Origin of the sequence: Paenibacillus polysaccharolyticus (assembly GCF_023714295.1) — a bacterium.
In the GTDB taxonomy this organism is placed as follows: Bacteria; Bacillota; Bacilli; order Paenibacillales; family Paenibacillaceae; genus Paenibacillus; species Paenibacillus polysaccharolyticus_A.
Genome location: NZ_JAMAUN010000001.1, coordinates 382,593 through 402,090, shown reverse-complemented (window position 1 = coordinate 402,090; position 19,498 = coordinate 382,593). Strand labels below are relative to the sequence as shown.

At 46.3% G+C, this 19,498-nt stretch carries 17 protein-coding genes; 5 read left to right on the top strand and 12 right to left on the bottom strand.

Going from position 1 to position 19,498, the window contains the following annotated elements; genetic code table 11:
- The first annotated feature begins 158 nt into the window (after positions 1–158).
- Positions 159–590, top strand: a complete 432-nt coding sequence (locus M3629_RS01965; protein ID WP_251502685.1) for a hypothetical protein — start codon at positions 159–161, stop codon at positions 588–590.
- A 112-nt stretch (positions 591–702) separates the two neighbouring features.
- Complete coding sequence (locus M3629_RS01960) at positions 703–1,551, top strand: DegV family protein (RefSeq protein ID WP_251502684.1); 849 nt, start codon at positions 703–705, stop codon at positions 1,549–1,551.
- Between the two features lie 141 nt (positions 1,552–1,692).
- Here M3629_RS01960 and pdaA read toward each other — a convergent pair whose 3' ends face one another.
- Together pdaA and M3629_RS01950 are read right to left on the bottom strand one after the other, a co-directional pair.
- A complete protein-coding gene (gene pdaA, locus M3629_RS01955; RefSeq protein ID WP_251502683.1) occupies positions 1,693–2,472 on the bottom strand; it encodes a delta-lactam-biosynthetic de-N-acetylase in 780 nt (259 codons plus the stop codon).
- 100 nt (positions 2,473–2,572) lie between these two features.
- Complete coding sequence (locus M3629_RS01950; protein ID WP_251502682.1) at positions 2,573–2,980, bottom strand: hypothetical protein; 408 nt, start codon at positions 2,978–2,980, stop codon at positions 2,573–2,575.
- A 148-nt stretch (positions 2,981–3,128) separates the two neighbouring features.
- Between M3629_RS01950 and cysC the strand changes: the two genes are divergently transcribed.
- Positions 3,129–3,767: an adenylyl-sulfate kinase gene (gene cysC, locus M3629_RS01945; protein WP_251502681.1), complete on the top strand. Its 639-nt coding sequence runs from the start codon at positions 3,129–3,131 to the stop codon at positions 3,765–3,767.
- A 122-nt stretch (positions 3,768–3,889) separates the two neighbouring features.
- Here the strand turns inward: cysC and M3629_RS01940 are convergent, their stop codons facing one another.
- The 9 genes from M3629_RS01940 to M3629_RS01900 form a co-directional block, all read right to left on the bottom strand.
- Entirely contained in the window at positions 3,890–5,725 is a 1,836-nt protein-coding gene (locus tag M3629_RS01940) for an ABC transporter ATP-binding protein (protein WP_251502680.1), read from the bottom strand.
- The gene (locus M3629_RS01935) at positions 5,722–6,855 is read right to left on the bottom strand and encodes a nucleotidyltransferase domain-containing protein (RefSeq protein WP_251504421.1); all 1,134 of its coding nucleotides are present in this window, start codon (positions 6,853–6,855) and stop codon (positions 5,722–5,724) included. Before M3629_RS01935 ends, M3629_RS01940 begins: the two co-directional genes overlap by 4 nt.
- A 52-nt stretch (positions 6,856–6,907) precedes the next feature.
- Entirely contained in the window at positions 6,908–7,390 is a 483-nt protein-coding gene (locus M3629_RS01930) for a lasso peptide biosynthesis B2 protein (protein WP_251502679.1), read from the bottom strand.
- Between the two features lie 4 nt (positions 7,391–7,394).
- The gene (locus M3629_RS01925; RefSeq protein WP_251502678.1) at positions 7,395–7,694 is read right to left on the bottom strand and encodes a lasso peptide biosynthesis PqqD family chaperone; all 300 of its coding nucleotides are present in this window, start codon (positions 7,692–7,694) and stop codon (positions 7,395–7,397) included.
- The gene (locus tag M3629_RS01920) at positions 7,691–8,638 is read right to left on the bottom strand and encodes an aldolase (RefSeq protein WP_251502677.1); all 948 of its coding nucleotides are present in this window, start codon (positions 8,636–8,638) and stop codon (positions 7,691–7,693) included. The genes M3629_RS01925 and M3629_RS01920 overlap by 4 nt, the downstream gene beginning before the upstream one ends.
- A gap of 137 nt (positions 8,639–8,775) precedes the next feature.
- The gene (locus M3629_RS01915) at positions 8,776–8,913 is read right to left on the bottom strand and encodes a paeninodin family lasso peptide (protein WP_251502676.1); all 138 of its coding nucleotides are present in this window, start codon (positions 8,911–8,913) and stop codon (positions 8,776–8,778) included.
- 36 nt (positions 8,914–8,949) lie between these two features.
- Entirely contained in the window at positions 8,950–10,881 is a 1,932-nt protein-coding gene (locus M3629_RS01910; RefSeq protein ID WP_251502675.1) for an asparagine synthase-related protein, read from the bottom strand.
- A complete protein-coding gene (locus tag M3629_RS01905) occupies positions 10,878–12,146 on the bottom strand; it encodes a sulfotransferase family protein (RefSeq protein WP_251502674.1) in 1,269 nt (422 codons plus the stop codon). Before M3629_RS01905 ends, M3629_RS01910 begins: the two co-directional genes overlap by 4 nt.
- A gap of 339 nt (positions 12,147–12,485) precedes the next feature.
- Positions 12,486–13,826 carry an MFS transporter gene (locus M3629_RS01900; RefSeq protein WP_251502673.1) on the bottom strand — a complete coding sequence of 447 codons (1,341 nt, stop codon included), beginning with the start codon at positions 13,824–13,826 and terminating at the stop codon, positions 12,486–12,488.
- A 257-nt stretch (positions 13,827–14,083) separates the two neighbouring features.
- Here M3629_RS01900 and yhbH point away from each other — a divergent pair, with 257 nt between their 5' ends.
- Both yhbH and M3629_RS01890 read left to right on the top strand, forming a co-directional pair.
- On the top strand, positions 14,084–15,250 hold the full coding sequence (gene yhbH / locus M3629_RS01895; protein WP_123065012.1) for a sporulation protein YhbH: 1,167 nt from the start codon (positions 14,084–14,086) through the stop codon (positions 15,248–15,250).
- A complete protein-coding gene (locus tag M3629_RS01890; RefSeq protein ID WP_251502672.1) occupies positions 15,247–16,683 on the top strand; it encodes a SpoVR family protein in 1,437 nt (478 codons plus the stop codon). The genes yhbH and M3629_RS01890 overlap by 4 nt, the downstream gene beginning before the upstream one ends.
- Before the next feature lie 87 nt (positions 16,684–16,770).
- On the opposite strand, the gene M3629_RS01885 is transcribed toward M3629_RS01890, so the two are convergent.
- Positions 16,771–19,257, bottom strand: coding sequence for an EAL domain-containing protein (locus M3629_RS01885; RefSeq protein ID WP_251502671.1), 2,487 nt, complete (start codon positions 19,255–19,257; stop codon positions 16,771–16,773).
- Positions 19,258–19,498 lie beyond the last annotated feature (241 nt).

The window sequence follows — 19,498 nt, the reverse complement described above, 5'->3', positions numbered from 1 at the left end:
CGAACTTCTTGGCTCCATATATTGTATCGAATTCAAGCTCTAAAGTAAAAGAAAGGCCTTATGAATATCTGATGCAAATCACTGGACACTATACAGGGTAATAAACATTCAGTATCCTATATAAATCATAATATTTTTTAAGGAGGCGGCATCTCTTAATGAATAATTACAATTCACCGAATTCTAACACAAGTAACAATGATTATACACTCCCACCTGAATCCACAGAAGTCTATGGAAGGCCTCTCAAACATTCAGGGCCGGGGATCGCGAGTTTTGTTGTTGGGCTGGTTGGTTTACTAGGGCATATCGTGACATTTGTGTTGATGTCTCTCGCACTGAATAACTCCATTGAACTTCTGGGATCGTCAATCAGTCGAGAAGAACTCGCTTTTCATCCAGCCGTCGTACTGGGTTCTTTAGCTTTCCTTGTCTGTTTGGTCCTTAATCTCATCGGCCTCATTCTTGGAATTGTTGGATTGGCGCTCAAAAATCGCAGGAAAGTCTTTGCCGTCATTGGCACGATTCTTAGTGGACTACTTATTTTGTTTTTCACAGTGCTTGTACTTGGCGGTATATACTTGACGTAATGCTTTCCTTGAGAGTACCGGTTCTTTATAATTAAAGCTAGGCGGCTTGACCTTTGCCCCGTTATACTTAACATATGAATGACCAAATATTTGAATGCTAAAGGAGATTGACATGCCACGAATTAAAATTTTTGCGGACAGCACCAGTGATCTGGCTCCGGAGTGGATCCAGCAGTACGAAATCGGCATCATTCCTTTGTATGTGGTGTTTGGTGAAGAATCCCTGAAGGACGGACAAGAGATCAAACCAGAGCAACTATACGAACGTGTGAGTCGCCATGGTTCTCTGCCCAAAACGGCAGCACCTTCACCCGCTGATTTCATGACCGCATTTCAACCTTACATAGAACAAGGCGACGATATTTTTTACATCTCCTTATCTTCTGAGCTTTCTTCAACCTATCAGAATGCTCTGCTCGCCAGTTCTGAATTCCCAGAGGGACGAATTTCCGTAGTTGATTCCAAAAATCTCTCCTCAGGCATTGGCTTGATGGTGATGAAAGCTGTGCATGCAGCAGAACAAGGGAAAACGCTGGCCGAGATTACTCAGCAGATTGAAGCCATGAAACCAACGGTGCGTACAGAGTTTGTTATTGATACACTGGAATACTTGTATAAAGGTGGACGCTGCTCCGGTATGCAAAATCTGATTGGCAGCTTACTTAAAATCCGTCCCGTTATTCGGGTAAGCGATGGTAAAATGTCACCTGCCTACAAAGTACGCGGTAAAAGAGAAAAGGCGCTGGAGCAGATGCTTCAAAACACACTCCGTAACAAAGAACAGATTGATAAGGATTTAATGATCGTCGTTCATACCATGGCCGAAGAAGATGCGCTAAACCTAAAAAAGACGCTACAGGAGCAAACCGGAGCACGCGTAGAATTAACTACGGCGGGCTGTGTCATTTGCAGTCATTGCGGACCCAAAACGACCGGCATAATCTATAACACGATTCATTAGGACGAATGGAAACAACAAATAAAGGGCATGCTCAGCAGATCGCTAGGCATGCCCTTTATTTGTTCACGACAACTAATCAAGCGGCATTATTCATTGATACTCGAATCATTTTATCCATGCTTGTCTTACCCGATTCGATCATTAATAGGTTCTGGTTTTTAGGTCATCCAAACTTTTGAATGCATACCCCTGCTTACGTGCCTCATCAATGATTGCTCCAAGTGCCTCCGTATTGTCTTTCGACACGGAATGTAGCAAGATGACAGCCCCCGGATGAAGCTGTTTCAGCACTTGTTGATGAGCATATTGTGCACCACGCTGTACATTCGTGTCCCAATCCTTATAGGCTACAGACCAGAACACATTAACATATCCCTGCGCATGACTCTCTGCAAGAGTCCGATTGTTGAAAATACCTCGAGGTGGACGCAAAAATGTAGCCTGTTGTCCTGTGAGACGGTGCACTTCGGATTTCACTTTCTCGAGTTCATCTTTAATTTGAGTGTTGGAAATCCGAGTCATATCCGGATGGCTCCAGGAATGGTTCCCAACAATGTGCCCTTCGGCGGCCATACGTTTGACAAGATCCGGTTGATCCTTCAAATAATGACCTGTAACAAAAAATGCTGCCGGTACTTTCTTTGCTCGTAGCACATCCAGTATTGCAGGTGTGAACCCATTCTCATAACCATTATCAAAAGTCAAATACAGTTCTTTTTGTTTGGTGTCCCCCAAGAAGATGGCATGATTATGCTCCAAAATGGACTTGAAACCTTCCTGGTCAATGGAAGGCAGTTCGCCATTTTGACTTTTCTTAAATCCAAAGTGGTATGCTCCGTTGATGGGAGATGCTTCTGCCTGTGATGCCAGCATGCTAATGGTGAACAAGCCGAGCAGCAGATATAGCACCGTTCGTTTCATGTTATCCGCTCCTGTTCCTGAAATTTCAGTTTGTTTTTTGATCCACAAACACCTTCAGGTAATATGCCGCAAGAGCGTCTATATTATGTAATCATTAGCGCTATATCCGTTTATTTTCGCGCGAGGACTGAGTTGGTTGATGGAAAAGCTCAAGCAAAGTTTGAGGTTTACCGCTGGTGGCCAGCCAATCTTTTACCGTTTGGATCGCACGAGTCTGACCGTCCCCCTGATCCCGCCAGGTTAGAAGCTCAATCACTTTGATGATAAGTGCAGACATGTTATGGTTGTCCTTTTCAGAACGTTCTGCACGCAATTTATGATATAGAGCCTCCTGCTCCCAATCCAGCAAAATTTCATCTCCGATCGTCGGTTTCATGAGTGTATAAGCCCGATTGCAGCCTTCGCAGCGAACCGTGTTCACTTGTTGCTGCATAAAATAGGTGTTCACTTGCTGCCCGCAATCAGGGCACATGAACCCTACCTGAATATTTTGAATGTTGTCACTCATGATCTTGTCCTCCTGCTCTCTGTGTATAACATCTATACCCGATATACAGACAGTTCACGCTTCTTTAATAGATAATTTTGATGGTCTATAATCTAGCAGATATGTTAAAATATTATACATAAGATCAGTTGAAATGAGGTGGGATAACATGTCGAAGGAAGATCGTCATATAACTTGGCAAGCATCGAGTCTAAATAGGCAGGATCGGGAGAATAACAACGGACATCGTAGTCGCACGATATGGTTCACAGGTTTATCTGGAGCGGGCAAGTCCTCCATTGCCTTTGCACTAGAGAGAACCCTGCATGAACAAGGTGTTCGCTGTTATGTGCTTGATGGTGATAATGTAAGACATGGATTGAATCGGGATCTCGGTTTCACCGCAGCAGATCGGCAGGAAAATCTGCGTCGCATAGGGGAAGTTAGCAAGTTAATGGTAGATGCGGGACTCCTTGTGCTTTCGGCATTTATTTCCCCTCATGCACAAGATCGGGAGATGGTCAGGCAGCTGTTTGAACCGGAAGATTTCATTGAGGTCTACGTTCGTTGTTCTATTGAAGAATGTGAACGGCGTGATCCCAAGGGATTGTACAAGAAAGCTCGCAAAGGTGAAATCCCTCATTTTACTGGCATCTCTGCTCCCTATGATATCCCCACTTCTCCTTCGTTCGTCATCGATACCGAACAATGCAGCATTGAGGAAGCCGTTCAAGAGATTGTGCAGCATCTGCAACGAATCGGTGCCTTACATATTCCTGTACAGACCAACTCATCCCTAACTCATTAATTCCATTCAAACAAAATAATAAAGATGAAAGGCGTCCCTTTGCGGCACGCCTTTTTTGCATTCTATTTCTTTCTAGTAGCGCTCTCTTCTCTGTAATCCGTTATAAGCACACGACTTATGGTTTACTGTCCGGCAGCGCCAGCTTGCATATGAAGCAGCTTACTAAAAGTCCCTCCCGAATCCATAGATAATTGCTGATAAGCCCCTTCCTGGATGACACGCCCTTCTTCCAAAACAATGACACGGTCTGCGGTCCGGATCGTGGAGAGTCGATGTGCAATGACGATAATTGTGACGTGTCCTTTTAATCGCTCGATCGCTTCATGGATCTGCTGTTCATTTTCGCTATCCAGCGCACTCGTTGCTTCATCCAATACGAGTACCGAGGGATTACGAAGCATGGTCCGTGCCAGCACAAGACGTTGACGCTCTCCACCCGACAAGCGTATGCCGCGATCACCTATAATGGTGTCCAGGCCTCGGGGAAGCTTGCGAACAAATGAAGCGGAGGAAGAAAATTGGAGTGCCCGCCACATCTGTTCTTCACTTGCATTCGGATCAACTAGACGTAAGTTCTCACGAATGCTGGTATGGAACAAAAAAGGATCTTGTGAGACATACCCAATCGAACTTCTCCAGCTCAATAACTGTTCCTCAGTCAAAGGTTTTCCGTCTATCAGAATACGACCACTCTCAGACTTCACCAGACCCATAATCAGATCAATCAATGTGCTTTTCCCTGCCCCCGATTTACCAACAATAGCAGTCATGCCTTGAGCCGGAATAAACGCTTGCACGTTCTTTAATGCATATGTGTCACTTCCCTCATAACGGTAATTCACATGCTCACACATGATACCGTCCACCAGGTCGATCGGAGCAATAGGCTGGGGTGGGGGTGTAGATGCATTTGCCACTTGCACCGAAGAAATTTGCTCACGGATCTCGCAGTTTTTATCCGTCTGATCCTGTAACTCTCTCACCATCCGAAATGCAGGTAGCATCGAGCCGATGTACTCCAGATTAGACTGAATCGCAGTAAACCTTGGCCATAACCGTGAAAAAATCAAAATAATCAATAACAGGTTGGCTGGAGGCACCGACATCACCTGTAATGAAAGATAAATAAACGCCGCAATGATCATCGCTGCCGATACCCGGTGAATGAGCTGTGTACCTGTATTAAGCTGACTAAACTGAACTACGTTACGCTCAATTTGTCTGCATATGCGATCAAACCAGTGGATATGCGAACTTTCCAGCATATTGCTCTTAATATCCTTGATTCCGTTAAAATGCTCCGTTATCCCGTAATAATAGCTCTGCGAGAATTCAGAAGTCTGATCCCCAATCTGTTTGGCACGTTTCACGAACTTTCTTAACACTATGAATAATAACAAACCACTGATAAGTACAAGAACTGTCAACTTGGCGGATAACCAGAAAGCTAGCCCGATCTGAATCGCTGTAAAAATCAGGGAAGCTGCCATTTGCAGAATTAGACTTGTTCCCTGACTGACCCGGGCAAGTTCTGTAGTTAATATATGGTTAAAATCGGATTTTCGTTTTTGGAGAAAAAAAGACCACTGTGCCCGAAGTAGTGCACTGTAGGTTTCCAAGCGTAGCGTTCGTATGAATTGCTGCTGAATACGGGTATTACGAATGGTCTGAAGACGCTGCATCCATGCCTGTCCCGAGAGGATAAATACAAAGGCCACTAGAACAAGAAGCAATTGACCACTTGCAGAGAATCGGTGGAGTAGCTCCGTTAACCAGGGGATATGTATACCAGAGGAGCCCATCTCAAAAACACCAATTAAACTTAACATAGGAACGAGCATGTAAATGCCGATTCCTTCCATTAGACCAATCAAGATCATAGCTAGCAGATTCCAATATAAAACGGGACCAGAAATACGATGCAGTTTTCGCATAAAATAGTTTAACTCGGAGATCATATCTTTCCCCTCTCTGCCATCGTGCTTTTTTTGAAGCGCCGCCAGAACCAGAGAAATGGACGTAACGGAAAATACAGAAAAAACAGAGAACGTGGAAGCGGCAGCTGATGCACGTCCCAAGTACTTGGATATAACCGCTCAATAAAGAAAAACCATTTTTGCTTCGTGCTGCGGAGGGAAAATAGATAAGACTGATAGTTTTTCATTTCAGCCGGACTGTCTAGCATGTCATTCATAAACATCACACTTTCTCTTGCTAATCGCCTTCCAGTACGCTCACGCATAGCCATGATCGGTCCGTAAGTATTATCCAGCGGGGTGTTCAGCAGATTCGAAGCGAGATGTAAAGTCTGGGAACCAATAGATAAACGCCCTTCGGCTTTCATACGACGCTCTACCTTTTTCATATCGAGCGGCATTGTACGAATCATCTGATCGATGTCCATTAACCACCGCAGTCTGAACCAGCCGTGCCTTGCACCGTGCGTCACTAAATAAACCCATAAATCCTCTCTTTCCAGCATACGTACAGGAGTATGGGTGTATAAACTGAACCGGCTTCGTTTCCATAACAATTCAAATTCTGTTTCTCGCCCAGAGTCAGGATTAAGCCGCCAATGGATCTCCACCTGAGTCCGCTTTTCAGGATGGATGTAACAAATATGATGTTCCCGCCACTTCCAACTGCGAACAGTTAGTGCCCTCTCGCCCTCCTTGCGCTTATAACCAAGATCGGTGAGAATATGTTCTGCTGCCTCAACCTCTTGAACTGGAATAAGAATATCCAGATCTTTAGAAGTTCGTAAAGATACATCTCCGTACAAATCATGGGCCAGAGCAGGCCCTTTAAGTGTAATCGTGCGAATGCCCCGTTCCCGAAACGCTCCGCACACTTGCTCCATCTCGGCGGTTAGTTGTAACATGCGAAAGGTATTCATTGTATACTGCTGCTTCAATCTCTCCATAATCGTTTCAGGGACATGCGGAAGGTTCGCCTTTTTTAAATTCATATAGAGGACAGAATACAGACGATGATGGTATACCAGCTGTAAAAAAAGCTCCCAATCTATGCCGTGCAGCTGGCTTCTGATTTCCTGTGAAGTTAGATCTGCCAGATCACCTCTAAGCATGCTCAAGATTAGCTTGAGCTCCTTCGGAAACCCTTTTAAGTACATTTCAGTTTCATGCGTCATAGACAATATCTCCAGATCCCTTCTCAGGACATCGTTTGCCAAACAAGCCGACAACCGTATATTGGTCCATCGTATCTGCTCCAGTCACGATTAGTTTTCCGCTTCGTAGCCAGGCGTGTGCCTTCAGTTGTCCTTGCTTATTCCGTGCAGTCCCCATATATAAAGTGCTTGCGATTTTACGCCGTTCCAGCATTTTCATTGCAGCTATAGCCATGACAAGACATTGGCTTTCCCATAACGTATACTTGCTGGCAAGCATAACCGCTTTCGATATATTCCTTATTTCAATTACCTGATTGCGATTCAGTCCAACAACAGGTGTTTCCAACATAGGTATACCCAGGCCAGGGGCAATTTTGGCAAACGGCCTTGCCTTTTGGATTCGAGCCCACCCCAGCAGAACATAGGCTTCCCATATCAAACGCCTGATCGTGCTTGGAAGTGAAAAATACGCCTTCACTTTACGAAACATCTTCCTACACTCCGCTAGAGATATGGATTAGTCCTTCACGTGAAAGGTGCTCCAAAAAAGAGATAACCTGTTCTCGGCATTCATCCGGTCCAATATCATATTCCATAGCAAGCGTCTCGATTAATTCTTCCAGTGTACGTTCCTCTGCGATCAATTCCCAGATTCGTCCACCTGTGCTACCCAGATTATAATATTTACCGGAAGCAATGCTCATCATCACCTTTTCGCCGGCCATATCACTAACCAGATTGCCTTCCTTCCGTGTTATTACATCATTCGTATAGATAGGCTTAATTGCTGTCATATTCGATTATGCACTCCTTTGCGTATATGATTGATGATGCGTTCGACCATTTCAAAAGCCGTAAAATGGGGTCCTGTTCTGCTTATTCTGCTGATTTCCACACTGGCCGAGAGTCTTGAAGCTGTCTCAAACAACCATTGGGCAAGCCCCTGGCGTGTCACCAGTCCACCACGGAAAGTATGAGAACAAAGCAAGTGTAAACGTTCCAAACCACTTACCTCCTCTAGTTGCACAGGCCTGGTTTCTTGATTCGCTTGAGGTACTAGCTCATAGATTCCAGCAAGCGGCACAGCTCTCTCGTGAAAGTAGTGTTGAACCGGTATGGCGTATTTGGTAATTTCAGCATGAACGGTTGCATAGTTCTGTTGCGTCATGCCGAAACCGTCCAGACTGGGCTGCCATAATTTCTGCTGTGGATAGCCAGGCGACACGATTGCTCTTCCGCCAGCATCCCAGGTCAAGGCCACCACATCATCCGTCAGAAGGGGATATCCGCGTGATGCCAGTGCCGCAGATAATGTGGACTTACCTGCTCCGGAATGTCCAACGAACGCGTAAGCCCAGCCCTCAATTACAACAGCGCTTCCGTGTAGTGGAAGAATGCCGCGTTGCATCATAATCACGGACATGCATGTGCCAAGGATAAATAGTCTGACTTTCTTCTCATCGGCACCGAACACCGGAGAAACAATGATCCGTTTGCCATGTTCCATCAAAAACAGACCCGTGTCTTCAATTCTGAAAAAAAGACAGCCGTTTCGCGCCACAAAATTGTCACTGCCAACATCCCAGCTCTCCCACAGCTTTGTCAGATCGTAAGACTCAATCTGCACATCTGCTGCTTCCGGCGCTGTACCCGCATCTATCGGTGCACGCTGCAACTCAGGCATCGGGATCTGACTCAACCAACGCAAACCATAAGCTTCATAGTGCACAGGCAACAATAAACGGTACCTCCTTCTTGTTATAGATATGAAAAAAAGCCCTGATATTCATTAGCTCAATATTAGGGCGGAGGCGAAAAAGCTGGAATTGATTGCATTTCCGCCCTTTAAGTATGAACTAGCTGGAAAACTAAAAATTAAGACGTTGGATCATACAAGTCTGCATCGTGGACAGTAATCCAGTCGATTTGTCTGTATCCTACCCCTGCCATCGTTTCATTCACGTCCAACACTTCAAGAACGGGTGCTTGCCATTCTTTTTTTTCGTTTTGCATTGTATTCACCTCCCTTCAAGAGACGTATGCCTTAGATCAAAATTTTTGGATAAAGCGGTACACAATCAAACTGTGCATCATCAAGCGCAAATCTGGATGGGATGCAAGTTCGGGCCTGGGACTTGGAAAATTAGCCAGAGCTGATTTAATCCGATCCGTGTTTAATATGCCTGCAACCCGGCTGTCAGAACACAAGGTTTGCAGTTCCGAGGTAAACGCCTGCCAGTCTGGCAAAATACGATGCAGCCAGTCCGCAGGTTGTACGCCACGCACACGCTGATTGAGCCTAACTTTGTCCGGCAATTCCGGTGACGTGGCACGGCGAATCAATGAACGATCCGTTCCTTGCCTTACATACTGCTCAATCGGTACAGAGAGACAAAATCGAATCACTCTTGGATCACTTGTGGGATCACGTTCCCATGCCCGGTAACGAAGGGAACATTTGGTGGCGACGGCCCCATTTTTATTCGCGATCGCTAGATTATTGAACTTGTCGGCTCGCACCTGAAGTGCATCGGCTCGGGCCCCGCCCTGGAGTACAAGGATGGATTTAAGTCGCTCCAGCACGCCTGTTCTCCGGGCCAAATCTGGATGAATCAGCTGTGCGCCTGCAGGCTGAGCTGTCCCCTTGTTATTTCCTTTGAACCAGTCTGGGAACGCTTTACGGCCTGTGATCCGGGCGATGCGTGAGAATGCCATCCCTGTTCGTTCGCTGTATTGCTGCATCTCGCGGAACCAGCGGAAATATCGGCCACTTTTCAGCAAGCTGGCGTAATAATCAAGGGCAGGTCCCCATGAGATCGTAAAATTACCCCGTGCACCTGTTAGCAAAATGCCGGCATCCTGCTCACTTGCTTTTTCATAAAATCCACGGATCCAGAATGAATTTTCAAAGTATTTATAAGGCATCTCCATCATGTTCAGCCACGTATCCACTTCACTGAGCGGACTTCGTCCTTCAAAATCGAGATAGTTTTCCGAGATATTGCCTACGTGATTAACGGTAGAGCGAATAAATGCTCGCTCGTCTGCTAGTAACGTTTTCGGCGTGTAATCCGTAAAATCCGGAACAGGCACGTAGCTGTATGCTTGAAGCTGTTTCCCCTGACTCCGGAGCGTCCCGGAAGCAAAACCTGCAACAGCCCCAGAATCCAGTCCACCACTTAATGCCGCCGCAACCTGTCTATGCGTTCGTAAGCGTGAACCTACGGCTTGGCTGAACACCTCACGAAAAGCTTCTACATATTCATCGTCCGATTTAAGTCGAAGCGGTTCGACATTATCCCATCGATGATATTGCCTAAGTTTGATCTTCCCGTTTCGCAACGTCAGCGTGTGTGCAGAGGGTAGCTGATTCACTCCGCGATACACTGTGGAATGAATATCAGCCGAATCATGCATATCAGGAATAGCCAGAAATTCGGATAGCCAGTTTTCGTCGAGTGCCTTCTGTACCCCTCCTAGCTCAAGCAACGGTTTCATTAATGTACAGAAGGCGAACCGTGAACCGTCATTTCGGTAATAAAACGCTCGCATGCCCGTAATATCTCTTGCAGCAAACAACATGCGGCGGCGTTCATCCCAGATCGCAAAAACAAAGTCCCCCAGCAGATAACCGGCTACATCTTCTCCCCAGCGCTGATACGCTCTCAGAATCAGTTCGCTGTCCGCCAGTCCAGCCAGCTCTGCTCGAGAAATCTGCAACTGATCCGCTAGTTGTTCCCGATTGTCCAGAATGGCATCCGCGGTGATGGTCATTCGACTATCTTCATCATAAAGAGGCAATTTCTCGTTTACAGACTCCAGCGTAATCCACTGGGCATGGCAACTGAGGAATGCTTCATCTCCTTTCCATACCCCTGTTGTATCCACCGGGATATGTCCAAGACTTGCATAGAGCCGCCAGCTGTCCTCCCACAGTGCTTGCTGACCATCTGTATGTACGATTCCAGCTATGGCACTCATGACTTTCCTCCCCGAACGATTTTACGCTGGGATGCCCAGGCGCTGAGTTGATGACCAAATGGTATCCAAGATTTGATACGATGTAACTTACTTTGGGCAGAATCAAGTTGCTTCTTCAAACGTTCCCGCTCACTGTACCCACGTTCCAGCCGCTGATCTGCTGCGCGAAGAGCTGCCTGCAATTGTCTGATCGTGGCCATAGCGGCTAGTGACGGGTCCATCTTGGCGCTTTCCTTCTCCTCACTGCCGCTGTGGATCGGAGACCGATCCTTGGCTCCATTCATCGGCGCATCCATGCGGTAATTTGGCTGCCAACGACACTCCGTTGCGAGTACTAGCTGTTGCTTGAGCCGCTCCAACACCTCTGTATCCGGCTCTGCATGAAACTGGACTCCCGTCCAATCTTCAGCTTCTTGTAGCTGTTCACTGTACCCCATCCGGTGGAACAGGTTCGCACCGAGTACACGGCAATACCGTTCAACTTCTTGTCTTTCAAGTATACTTTTCCAGTTGTTAACAGAATCTTGATGTGCCTCCTGATGAGATGAGAGGAAAGGGTCCCCAACGCCCATACCATAGAACATGTCAGATTTCGTACTATCCACAAACTGACCATATCGCTCCATGCCCTGTTCATAAGTAATGCCTAGAAAAGCACATAACTTCTCCAGTTCTTCCTGTGGTTTCATAACGAGTTGCTCATATTTCAATTCGTAGGCCAAAGGATGAGCCTCTGCAAAATAATCATTCAATCGAGTTAGACCAAGTGTTAAGTCTACGGCTTTCATATTCAGTTTTGAATGATTCAGACTCTGGATCAGATCAAAACCTTCGCCGGTATGGCGATTTACTTTTTTAAAGGATGCCGCTACAGAAAGGGGGTTACGCTGAAGATGAATGCGTCTGGACTGCGGAAACAACCGATCCAGCCATTCGAGCATATAATAATAACGCGGAGATTTATCAACGATGAAGTCTGCTCCGCTCCCTTCCAGAAACCCATTATATATTTCAAGAGCAAAGCTTCTGCACGCCTTTTCGAAAATATCTTCGGACACCATCGCTTGGTAAAATTGACGGATGATGGAACTGCCACCGTAAGCGCGAGAGTCGGCTTTGGACAAATCGACGAGATTCATCAGAAACCACATCTCCTGCGTGGCAAATATGCGACTATGATTTTGGAGCATAACGGTAGATAACGAACTGCCACTACGGGGAATGCATAATAAAAAGACAAGTCCGTTTCCTTGCGCATCTATCAATGGCAGCCTCTCCTCTGTAAATTTATAAAATTATGCCGTGGGATTGGATCGACCGGATGATCATTTACCTTGGAAATGACAGGGGATTTCGACACTCTGAGATACAATATGTATTTATACCTTTACTCTATGATACAAAATGTATCATGTCAATCTTTTATTTTCACCTTTTCATAATTTATTCACTTGCCAATGATCTAAGTACGCAACCATACAAAAAAGCCTCCAGTTCCTGTTATGAGATAAACAGAATCCGGAGACCGAGATAATGAATCAGAGATATGACACGATTACAATTATCAAACTAAGCAAACCGAACCAAATCTAACTTAAGGAAACTTATCCGGTAAAGGTAACATTCTTCCCTTTTCCAGCCATACCTAGGCCTTGCATCCGTTCCAACTCTTCTTGGTCGGCTGACTGTGCATCCTGCATTCCTTGTTGAACTTTCACGGTCAACAGTACTGCAATACCTGCTACAAAAAAGAAGATCAGCGACAGAATCCCCCAACGGGTAGAACCTGTAATCTGTCCCACGTAACCAAATACAAATGGTCCAAAGATCGAAGCGAACTTTCCTGTAATGTTCACAAATCCAAAGTATTCACCGGTTCGTCCAGCCGGCATCAGATTGCTAAACAAGGAACGCGCCGTCGATTGACTGATTCCCTGTACAACGCCAACCAACCCTGCGAGTAAATAAAAGTGCAGAGCTTGGGTCATAAAGTAGCCAAGTATAACGATACAAATATAAATACTTAAACTTACCAATAACACCTGCTTTGCTCCCCACCGCTGCGCCCAAGCACCTAGAAGCAGTGTACACGGGAAACCGATGAATTGCGTAATTAGTAGCGCCAACATCAAATCCGATGTACCAATGCCAATGCTTGTCCCATAGATTGTGGCCATCAGAATAATGGTATTAATCCCGTCATTGAAAAACCAGAATGCGACCAACATCCGAAGCAACTGCGGAAAACGCCGGATCTGACCGAAGGTTTGCCGTAATCTGCGTACCCCCACCTTTGCGTAACCTGTTACGGATGAAGGCAACTCAGGTGAAGCTGGCCTTCTAGGTGCATAGCGGAAGATAGGAAGGGAGAATAGCAACCACCACAGTGAAACCGAAATGAAGGCAAGTCGCGTACCTGCAAGTGTACTCGGCATGCCGAACCAGCCCGGTTGCTGAATCATTAACAGATTGATTGCAAGCAGTACCCCCCCGCCGATATAACCATAGGCATAACCTTTGGAGGATACCATGTCTCTTCGTTCTACAGGAACTAAATCCGGTAACATGGCATCATAGAACGTATTCCCCCCGGCAAAACCAATCGTAGACAACACGAGCAGGGTAGACGCAAGCAACCAGTCTCCTTCTCCGATCACGCTGAATCCCAGCGTTGCCACAATTCCCGTTATCGCGAAAACTCGCAGGAAGTCCCCTTTTCGTCCCGATAGATCAGCCAGTGTTCCTAGCAGCGGAGTTAACAGCGCCACACACAACATTCCAATAGAGTGTGTATAAGCAAGGTAAGAAGCTGCCGTATCCTTATCCAATGTTACCGCAGCAACAGAAGCATAGAATACAGGTAGCACCGCCGCAAGCACGGTTGTAGCATAAGCCGAATTGGCCCAGTCATACGTAATCCAGGCTTTTACTGCACGTTTATCCACACTTAATCCTTCCTTTACATGCATCAGGGCTCGATGCTCAGAATCAGACCTTTTTCTCTATTGTAAAGGAAAGATATCACATATGATCATGATTTTTGTAAAATTTAAACATGTACCCCGCTTCAGCCTATCCTAAGGCAAATGTAGCGTATTTCATTCATTTTAGTTGAGATCGCATCACATATCGTCCCCGCCCGTGAATATACTTAATTACCGACAGGCCAAACTGTGCCGCGTAATCAATGGGGGGTGCCTACATGTCAAATTCACACCAGCCTTACTCGTTCGTCGTATCCCGGGAAGATTGGTCGCTTCACCGCAAAGGGTACCAGGACCAGCAGCGCCATCAGCAAAAGGTGAAAGATGTCATTAAGCAAAATCTGCCTGATCTGATCACCGAAGAAAATATTATCATGTCCGATGGACAACAAATCATCAAGGTACCCATTCGCAGTCTGGATGAGTACCGTTTCGTGTATAACTACCAAAAGCAAAAACATGTCGGTCAGGGGGACGGTGACAGTCAGGTTGGCGATGTCATTGGCCGTGATCCTGCGTCCCAGAAGCCGGGCAAGGGCGAGAAAGCTGGCGATCAACCAGGTCATGACATAGTGGAAGCTGAGGTCAGCATTGAGGAATTGGAAGATATTCTTTTTGCCGAACTGGAATTGCCGGATCTGAAACAAAAGGATAAAGATTTGATCGAGACACATACCGTGGTCTTCAACGATATTCGCAAAAAAGGCATGCAGTCTAACATCGATAAGAAACGAACCATACTGGAGAACCTGCGCCGCAATGCAACCACGGGCAATCCGGGCATTCATCACATCAGTCCGGATGATCTCCGCTACAAGACGTGGGAAGACAAAATCATCCCTCAGTCCAACGCCGTCATCATCGCCATGATGGATACATCCGGGTCGATGGGATCATTTGAAAAATATTGTGCCCGCAGTTTTTTCTTCTGGATGACGCGTTTTCTTCGTCGTCAGTATGAGAAAGTCGAAATTGTGTTTCTGGCTCACCACACGGAAGCCAAAGAAGTGACGGAAGAGGAATTTTTCACTCGTGGCGAGAGCGGCGGTACGATCTGCTCCTCTGTATATATGAAGGCACTGGATATTATCGATAAACGTTATCCTCCTTCGAGTTATAACATCTACCCGTTCCATTTCTCGGATGGCGATAACCTGACCTCGGATAATGAGCGCTGCGTGAAGCTGATCGGCGAGTTGATGAAGCGCAGCAACATGTTTGGTTACGGTGAAGTGAACCAATATAACCGTAGCAGTACACTCATGTCTGCTTACCGCCATATTAAGATGGATCAGTTTATGTATTACGTCATCAAGGAAAAAGGCGAAGTGTACAAAGCACTGCGCAGCTTTTTTCAAAAAAGAGAAGGAGGCAGCCTGGGATGACCGATGAAATCCGCGAACTGGAATACGCTATTGCTGAAATTATGGAGATTGCCGATGGATTCGGCCTCGACTATTACCCGATGCGCTACGAGATCTGCCCGTCGGATATCATCTACACCTTTGGTGCTTACGGCATGCCGACAAGGTTCAGCCACTGGAGCTTTGGCAAAACGTTTCACAAGATGAAAATGCAATATGATTTTGGCCTGAGCAAAATTTATGAACTCGTTATTAACTCCAATCCTTGCTACGCCTTCCTTCTGGATGGCAACTCTCTGATTCAAAACAAATTAATCGTTGCCCACGTACTTGCACACTGCGACTTTTTCAAAAACAATGCCCGCTTTTCCAAATCCAACCGTAATATGGTCGAGAGTATGGCAGCTACGGCAGATCGGATCAGCAATTATGAGATGGAATATGGCACAGAAGCCGTTGAATCGTTCATCGATGCGGTAATTGCCATTCAAGAACATGTGGACCCACAACTCATTAAACCGCGGCACCTAGACAAACAGCGTTATATGGAGATGAAAATTCGCGAACAGCGTGGTGATAAAGCTCCTAAACCGGAAGGTCAATATGACGACCTTTGGTCGCTCGACAATCTGCAAACGGAGGAAAAGTCCACGGACAGTTTGCAGGTGCACCATTTTCCACCCGAACCGGAGAAGGATATTATGTGGTTTATTCAAGAGTTCTCCGAGGTGCTCACCGATTGGCAACGGGATATTATGAGTATGATGCGGGAGGAAATGCTCTATTTCTGGCCTCAGATGGAAACGAAAATCATGAACGAAGGCTGGGCTTCGTACTGGCATCAACGTATTATACGCGAACTCGATCTGAGTAGTGAGGATACCATCGAATTTGCCAAGCTGAATTCTTCCGTTGTGCAGCCGTCCAAGCAGAGTTTGAATCCATATTACCTGGGACTGAAAATCTTTGAAGATATCGAACGCCGCTGGGATCATCCGACACGCGAGGAACAGGAACGTTGGGGGCGTAAGCCTGGGCAAGGCCGGGCCAAAATGTTCGAAGTGCGCGAGTTCGACTCAGATACCTCGTTCATCCGTAACTACATGACCAAAAAGTTAACCGAGGACCTCGACCTCTACGTGTTTGAGAAAAAAGGTCCCGACTGGAAAATCACCGACAAGTCTTGGGAAAACATCCGTGACCAGCTTGTATTTTCCCGCATTAACGGCGGCTCTCCTTATTTGGTCGTACAGGATGCAGACTATCTGCGTACAGGCGAACTCGTATTGAAACATCAGTATGAGGGCATCGAGTTGGATCTGAAATACATGGAGCGCACGCTCCCGTATCTGTACCGTCTCTGGGGACGTACGGTTCATGTAGAGACCCGTGTGGAAGATAAACCGATCTGGTTCACCTATGACGGCAAAAAACACCATCGCAAGTTTTTATAAGCGGGAGTGACGAAGTTCGGATATATCATGAAAAACCAAAAAAGAGGCAAGTTCCAGATACTACTCAGGAACTTGCCTCTTAGCCTGTTATACCGAATGAAACACCGTGTTACGTTCCCCCAGCAAACGCAGGGGTACAAAGAAATTATTTTCCACTTCATTGGCGGGTAGTGGCCTGCTGAAGTAGTAACCCTGGATCTCCCGACAGTCATTTTGCATCAAAATATCGAGCTGGCCTTTGGTCTCGATCCCTTCTGCAATCACTTCCATCTTAAGATTCTGGGCCATCGAGATAATTGTGGCTACGATCGCCTGATCGCTATGGCTTTCGGTGATATCCGTGACAAACGAACGGTCGATCTTGAGTTTGTGGATCGGGAAATGCTTGAGATAACTCAGTGAGCTGTATCCTGTGCCAAAGTCATCCAGACTGATCTTCACACCCAGAGCGGATAGCTCGTTTAGAATTGCCGTGGATACCGCTGCATCCATCATCATGCTCTCTGTGATTTCCAGTTCCAGATATTTGGCTTCCAGACCTGTCTCAGTTAAAGCATTCTGCACCTGCTCCACCAGGTTGGACTGGTGAAACTGCTGGCTGGACAAGTTCACAGACACCGGGATGAGTGGCCCGCCGCTAGCGTGCCACAGCTTCATCTGTCTACAGGCTTCACGAATCGTCCAGTTACCAATATCGTAGATCATGCCGGTCTCCTCGGCCAGAGGGATAAATACATCGGGTGCAAGCAGCCCTTTAAGCGGGTGTTGCCAGCGAATCAGAGCCTCTACCCCAATCATTCGGCTGTCCAGCGTACGAATCTGCGGCTGATAGTACAGCACCATCTCATTACGCTCCAGTGCTTTCCTTAGATAACCTTCGAGCTCAATCCGTTCATAAAGTTCAGAGTCGAGCTGAGCCGTATAGAACTGGTAACCGTTCTTGCCATTTTTCTTCACCTCATACATTGCGGAGTCGGCATGTTTAATCAAAGCATCCGTTCCAACCCCATGTTCAGGGTACATGGCAATACCGATACTCGCTGTAACGTAAAAATCATTTTCCTTCAAACGATAAGGTTGCTTAATCGCTTCCACAATTTCTTCTGCAAGTCGAACCACCTGTTTTTCATCCGCTTGTTCTCCTGTGACTACCATGGTAAACTCATCCCCGCCCATTCGGGCTAGCGTAACATTAGAGGTTGCCTGAGGATGAGAAGCTTCAATTACGGTTATAATCCGGTTGCTCACTTCTTTCAGAAACACATCCCCGATGGAATGCCCCAGAGAGTCATTAATCATCTTAAACCGGTCTATGTCCATGACCATTACAGCAAACTTATGCTGTTTTTGTTGTTCACAGACATTTATCGTAGTAGCCAGCACTTCATCCAACTTGCGTCGGTTAGGCAACCCTGTAAGTGGATCATGCAGAGCCTGATGCCGAATATTTTGCTGTGCCTGGGTCTCTTCTGTAATATCTTTAATCAAGATATGGCTCCCAACATGGGTGTCATCAATGATGACTGGAATGACCGCAATACTCAGATCAAGGAGTTCATTTTGTGTATTTCTCATTTTGGCCATGTAATGCCGCTGTTGCAATTCCTGGTTGTCCCACGTGTGAGCGTTATCCTTACTCGAACACTGTACACTGATCTGCTCAATAATCTGGTTAATCGGGCGGTCAATCACCCTCTTCTCAGGATATCCAGTAATTGTAGTGACTACAGCGTTAATGCCTTTAATGATACCTTCGCGATCTACGGAAACGATGGCATCCGAATGATTATGGTACAGGGCATGATACCACTGTTCATTTTCATGAATACGTTGATCTTTCTGAATCATCCGTTGATTGATAAAATTACCGAATAACGTGAGACCAATGGCCACCATCGTTCCCGCCGCAATAAGGTAAGCAAGAACCTCCGACTCCACCTGTCTGCTTAGACTCTCAGGGATGACTTGCACTTGATGAAATTGAGCTGCTGCCATTCCGGTGTAGTGCATGCCTGTAATGGCCAAACCCATAATGAGTCCGCTGCCTATTTTATAGACCCAATGATGTTTAGATTCCGGACGATTGAAAAAAAACATTAGCCACAGCGCTGCATAGGAAGCCAGTGCCGCGATCAGAACGGATAACAACACAAGGCCCGGCTTGTATGTAATCGGAATAGACATCGCTGCCATGCCCACATAATGCATAGAGGTGATGCCTGCAGTCAGCAACAATCCGGCAAACACAAGTTTGCTAATCCGGTTGGACGGGCGACCTGCAAATTCCAATGCTACCCCCGACGCGATAATAGCTAACAAAACGGACAAGATCACCTTATCCATGGAATAGGAAACGTGCATAGGAAGCACAAAAGCGATCATGCCAACAAAGTGCATCGACCAGATACCCAGTCCCATAGAGATTGCCCCGCAAGCAACCCACCAGTGACGCGCCTTTCCACTCGTCAAAGATACACGGCCTGTAAGATCAAGTGCTGCATAAGAGGCTAACGACGCAATGAAATAGGATAAAATAACAAGTTGTAGATTGTACGTGCCATGTATGTGCTCCACTCACTCTGTCCTTTCAGCCGGGTAATGCTCATATGTATGTTAAATGTAAAAAAAGAAGCGAGTGCGCTGCCTGGGCGACAGGCACTCCCTCCGTAGCATTTGACTTTGCGACTAGCGACTTAGTCATAAACCGATTGGCATACAATGAAACCCGCTAATGATGAATGTTTATAGTCTAAACGTCCCAGCCCTGAAAATCAACACTTATTTCCAGAAGCACAGCGCATTTCAACCTAGTCAC

Excerpts from the sequence above, each read along its gene's own strand:
- M3629_RS01890 (WP_251502672.1), top strand. The coding sequence starts at position 15,247 with ATGACCGATGAAATCCGCGAACTGGAATACGCTATTGCTGAAATTATG.
- M3629_RS01950 (WP_251502682.1), bottom strand. The coding sequence starts at position 2,980 with ATGAGTGACAACATTCAAAATATTCAGGTAGGGTTCATGTGCCCTGAT.
- yhbH (WP_123065012.1), top strand. The coding sequence starts at position 14,084 with ATGTCAAATTCACACCAGCCTTACTCGTTCGTCGTATCCCGGGAAGAT.
- M3629_RS01960 (WP_251502684.1), top strand. The coding sequence starts at position 703 with ATGCCACGAATTAAAATTTTTGCGGACAGCACCAGTGATCTGGCTCCG.
- M3629_RS01910 (WP_251502675.1), bottom strand. The coding sequence starts at position 10,881 with ATGAGTGCCATAGCTGGAATCGTACATACAGATGGTCAGCAAGCACTG.
- M3629_RS01965 (WP_251502685.1), top strand. The coding sequence starts at position 159 with ATGAATAATTACAATTCACCGAATTCTAACACAAGTAACAATGATTAT.
- cysC (WP_251502681.1), top strand. The coding sequence starts at position 3,129 with ATGTCGAAGGAAGATCGTCATATAACTTGGCAAGCATCGAGTCTAAAT.
- M3629_RS01940 (WP_251502680.1), bottom strand. The coding sequence starts at position 5,725 with ATGATCTCCGAGTTAAACTATTTTATGCGAAAACTGCATCGTATTTCT.
- pdaA (WP_251502683.1), bottom strand. The coding sequence starts at position 2,472 with ATGAAACGAACGGTGCTATATCTGCTGCTCGGCTTGTTCACCATTAGC.
- M3629_RS01925 (WP_251502678.1), bottom strand. The coding sequence starts at position 7,694 with ATGACAGCAATTAAGCCTATCTATACGAATGATGTAATAACACGGAAG.
- M3629_RS01930 (WP_251502679.1), bottom strand. The coding sequence starts at position 7,390 with ATGTTTCGTAAAGTGAAGGCGTATTTTTCACTTCCAAGCACGATCAGG.
- M3629_RS01915 (WP_251502676.1), bottom strand. The coding sequence starts at position 8,913 with ATGCAAAACGAAAAAAAAGAATGGCAAGCACCCGTTCTTGAAGTGTTG.
- M3629_RS01935 (WP_251504421.1), bottom strand. The coding sequence starts at position 6,855 with ATGCTTAGAGGTGATCTGGCAGATCTAACTTCACAGGAAATCAGAAGC.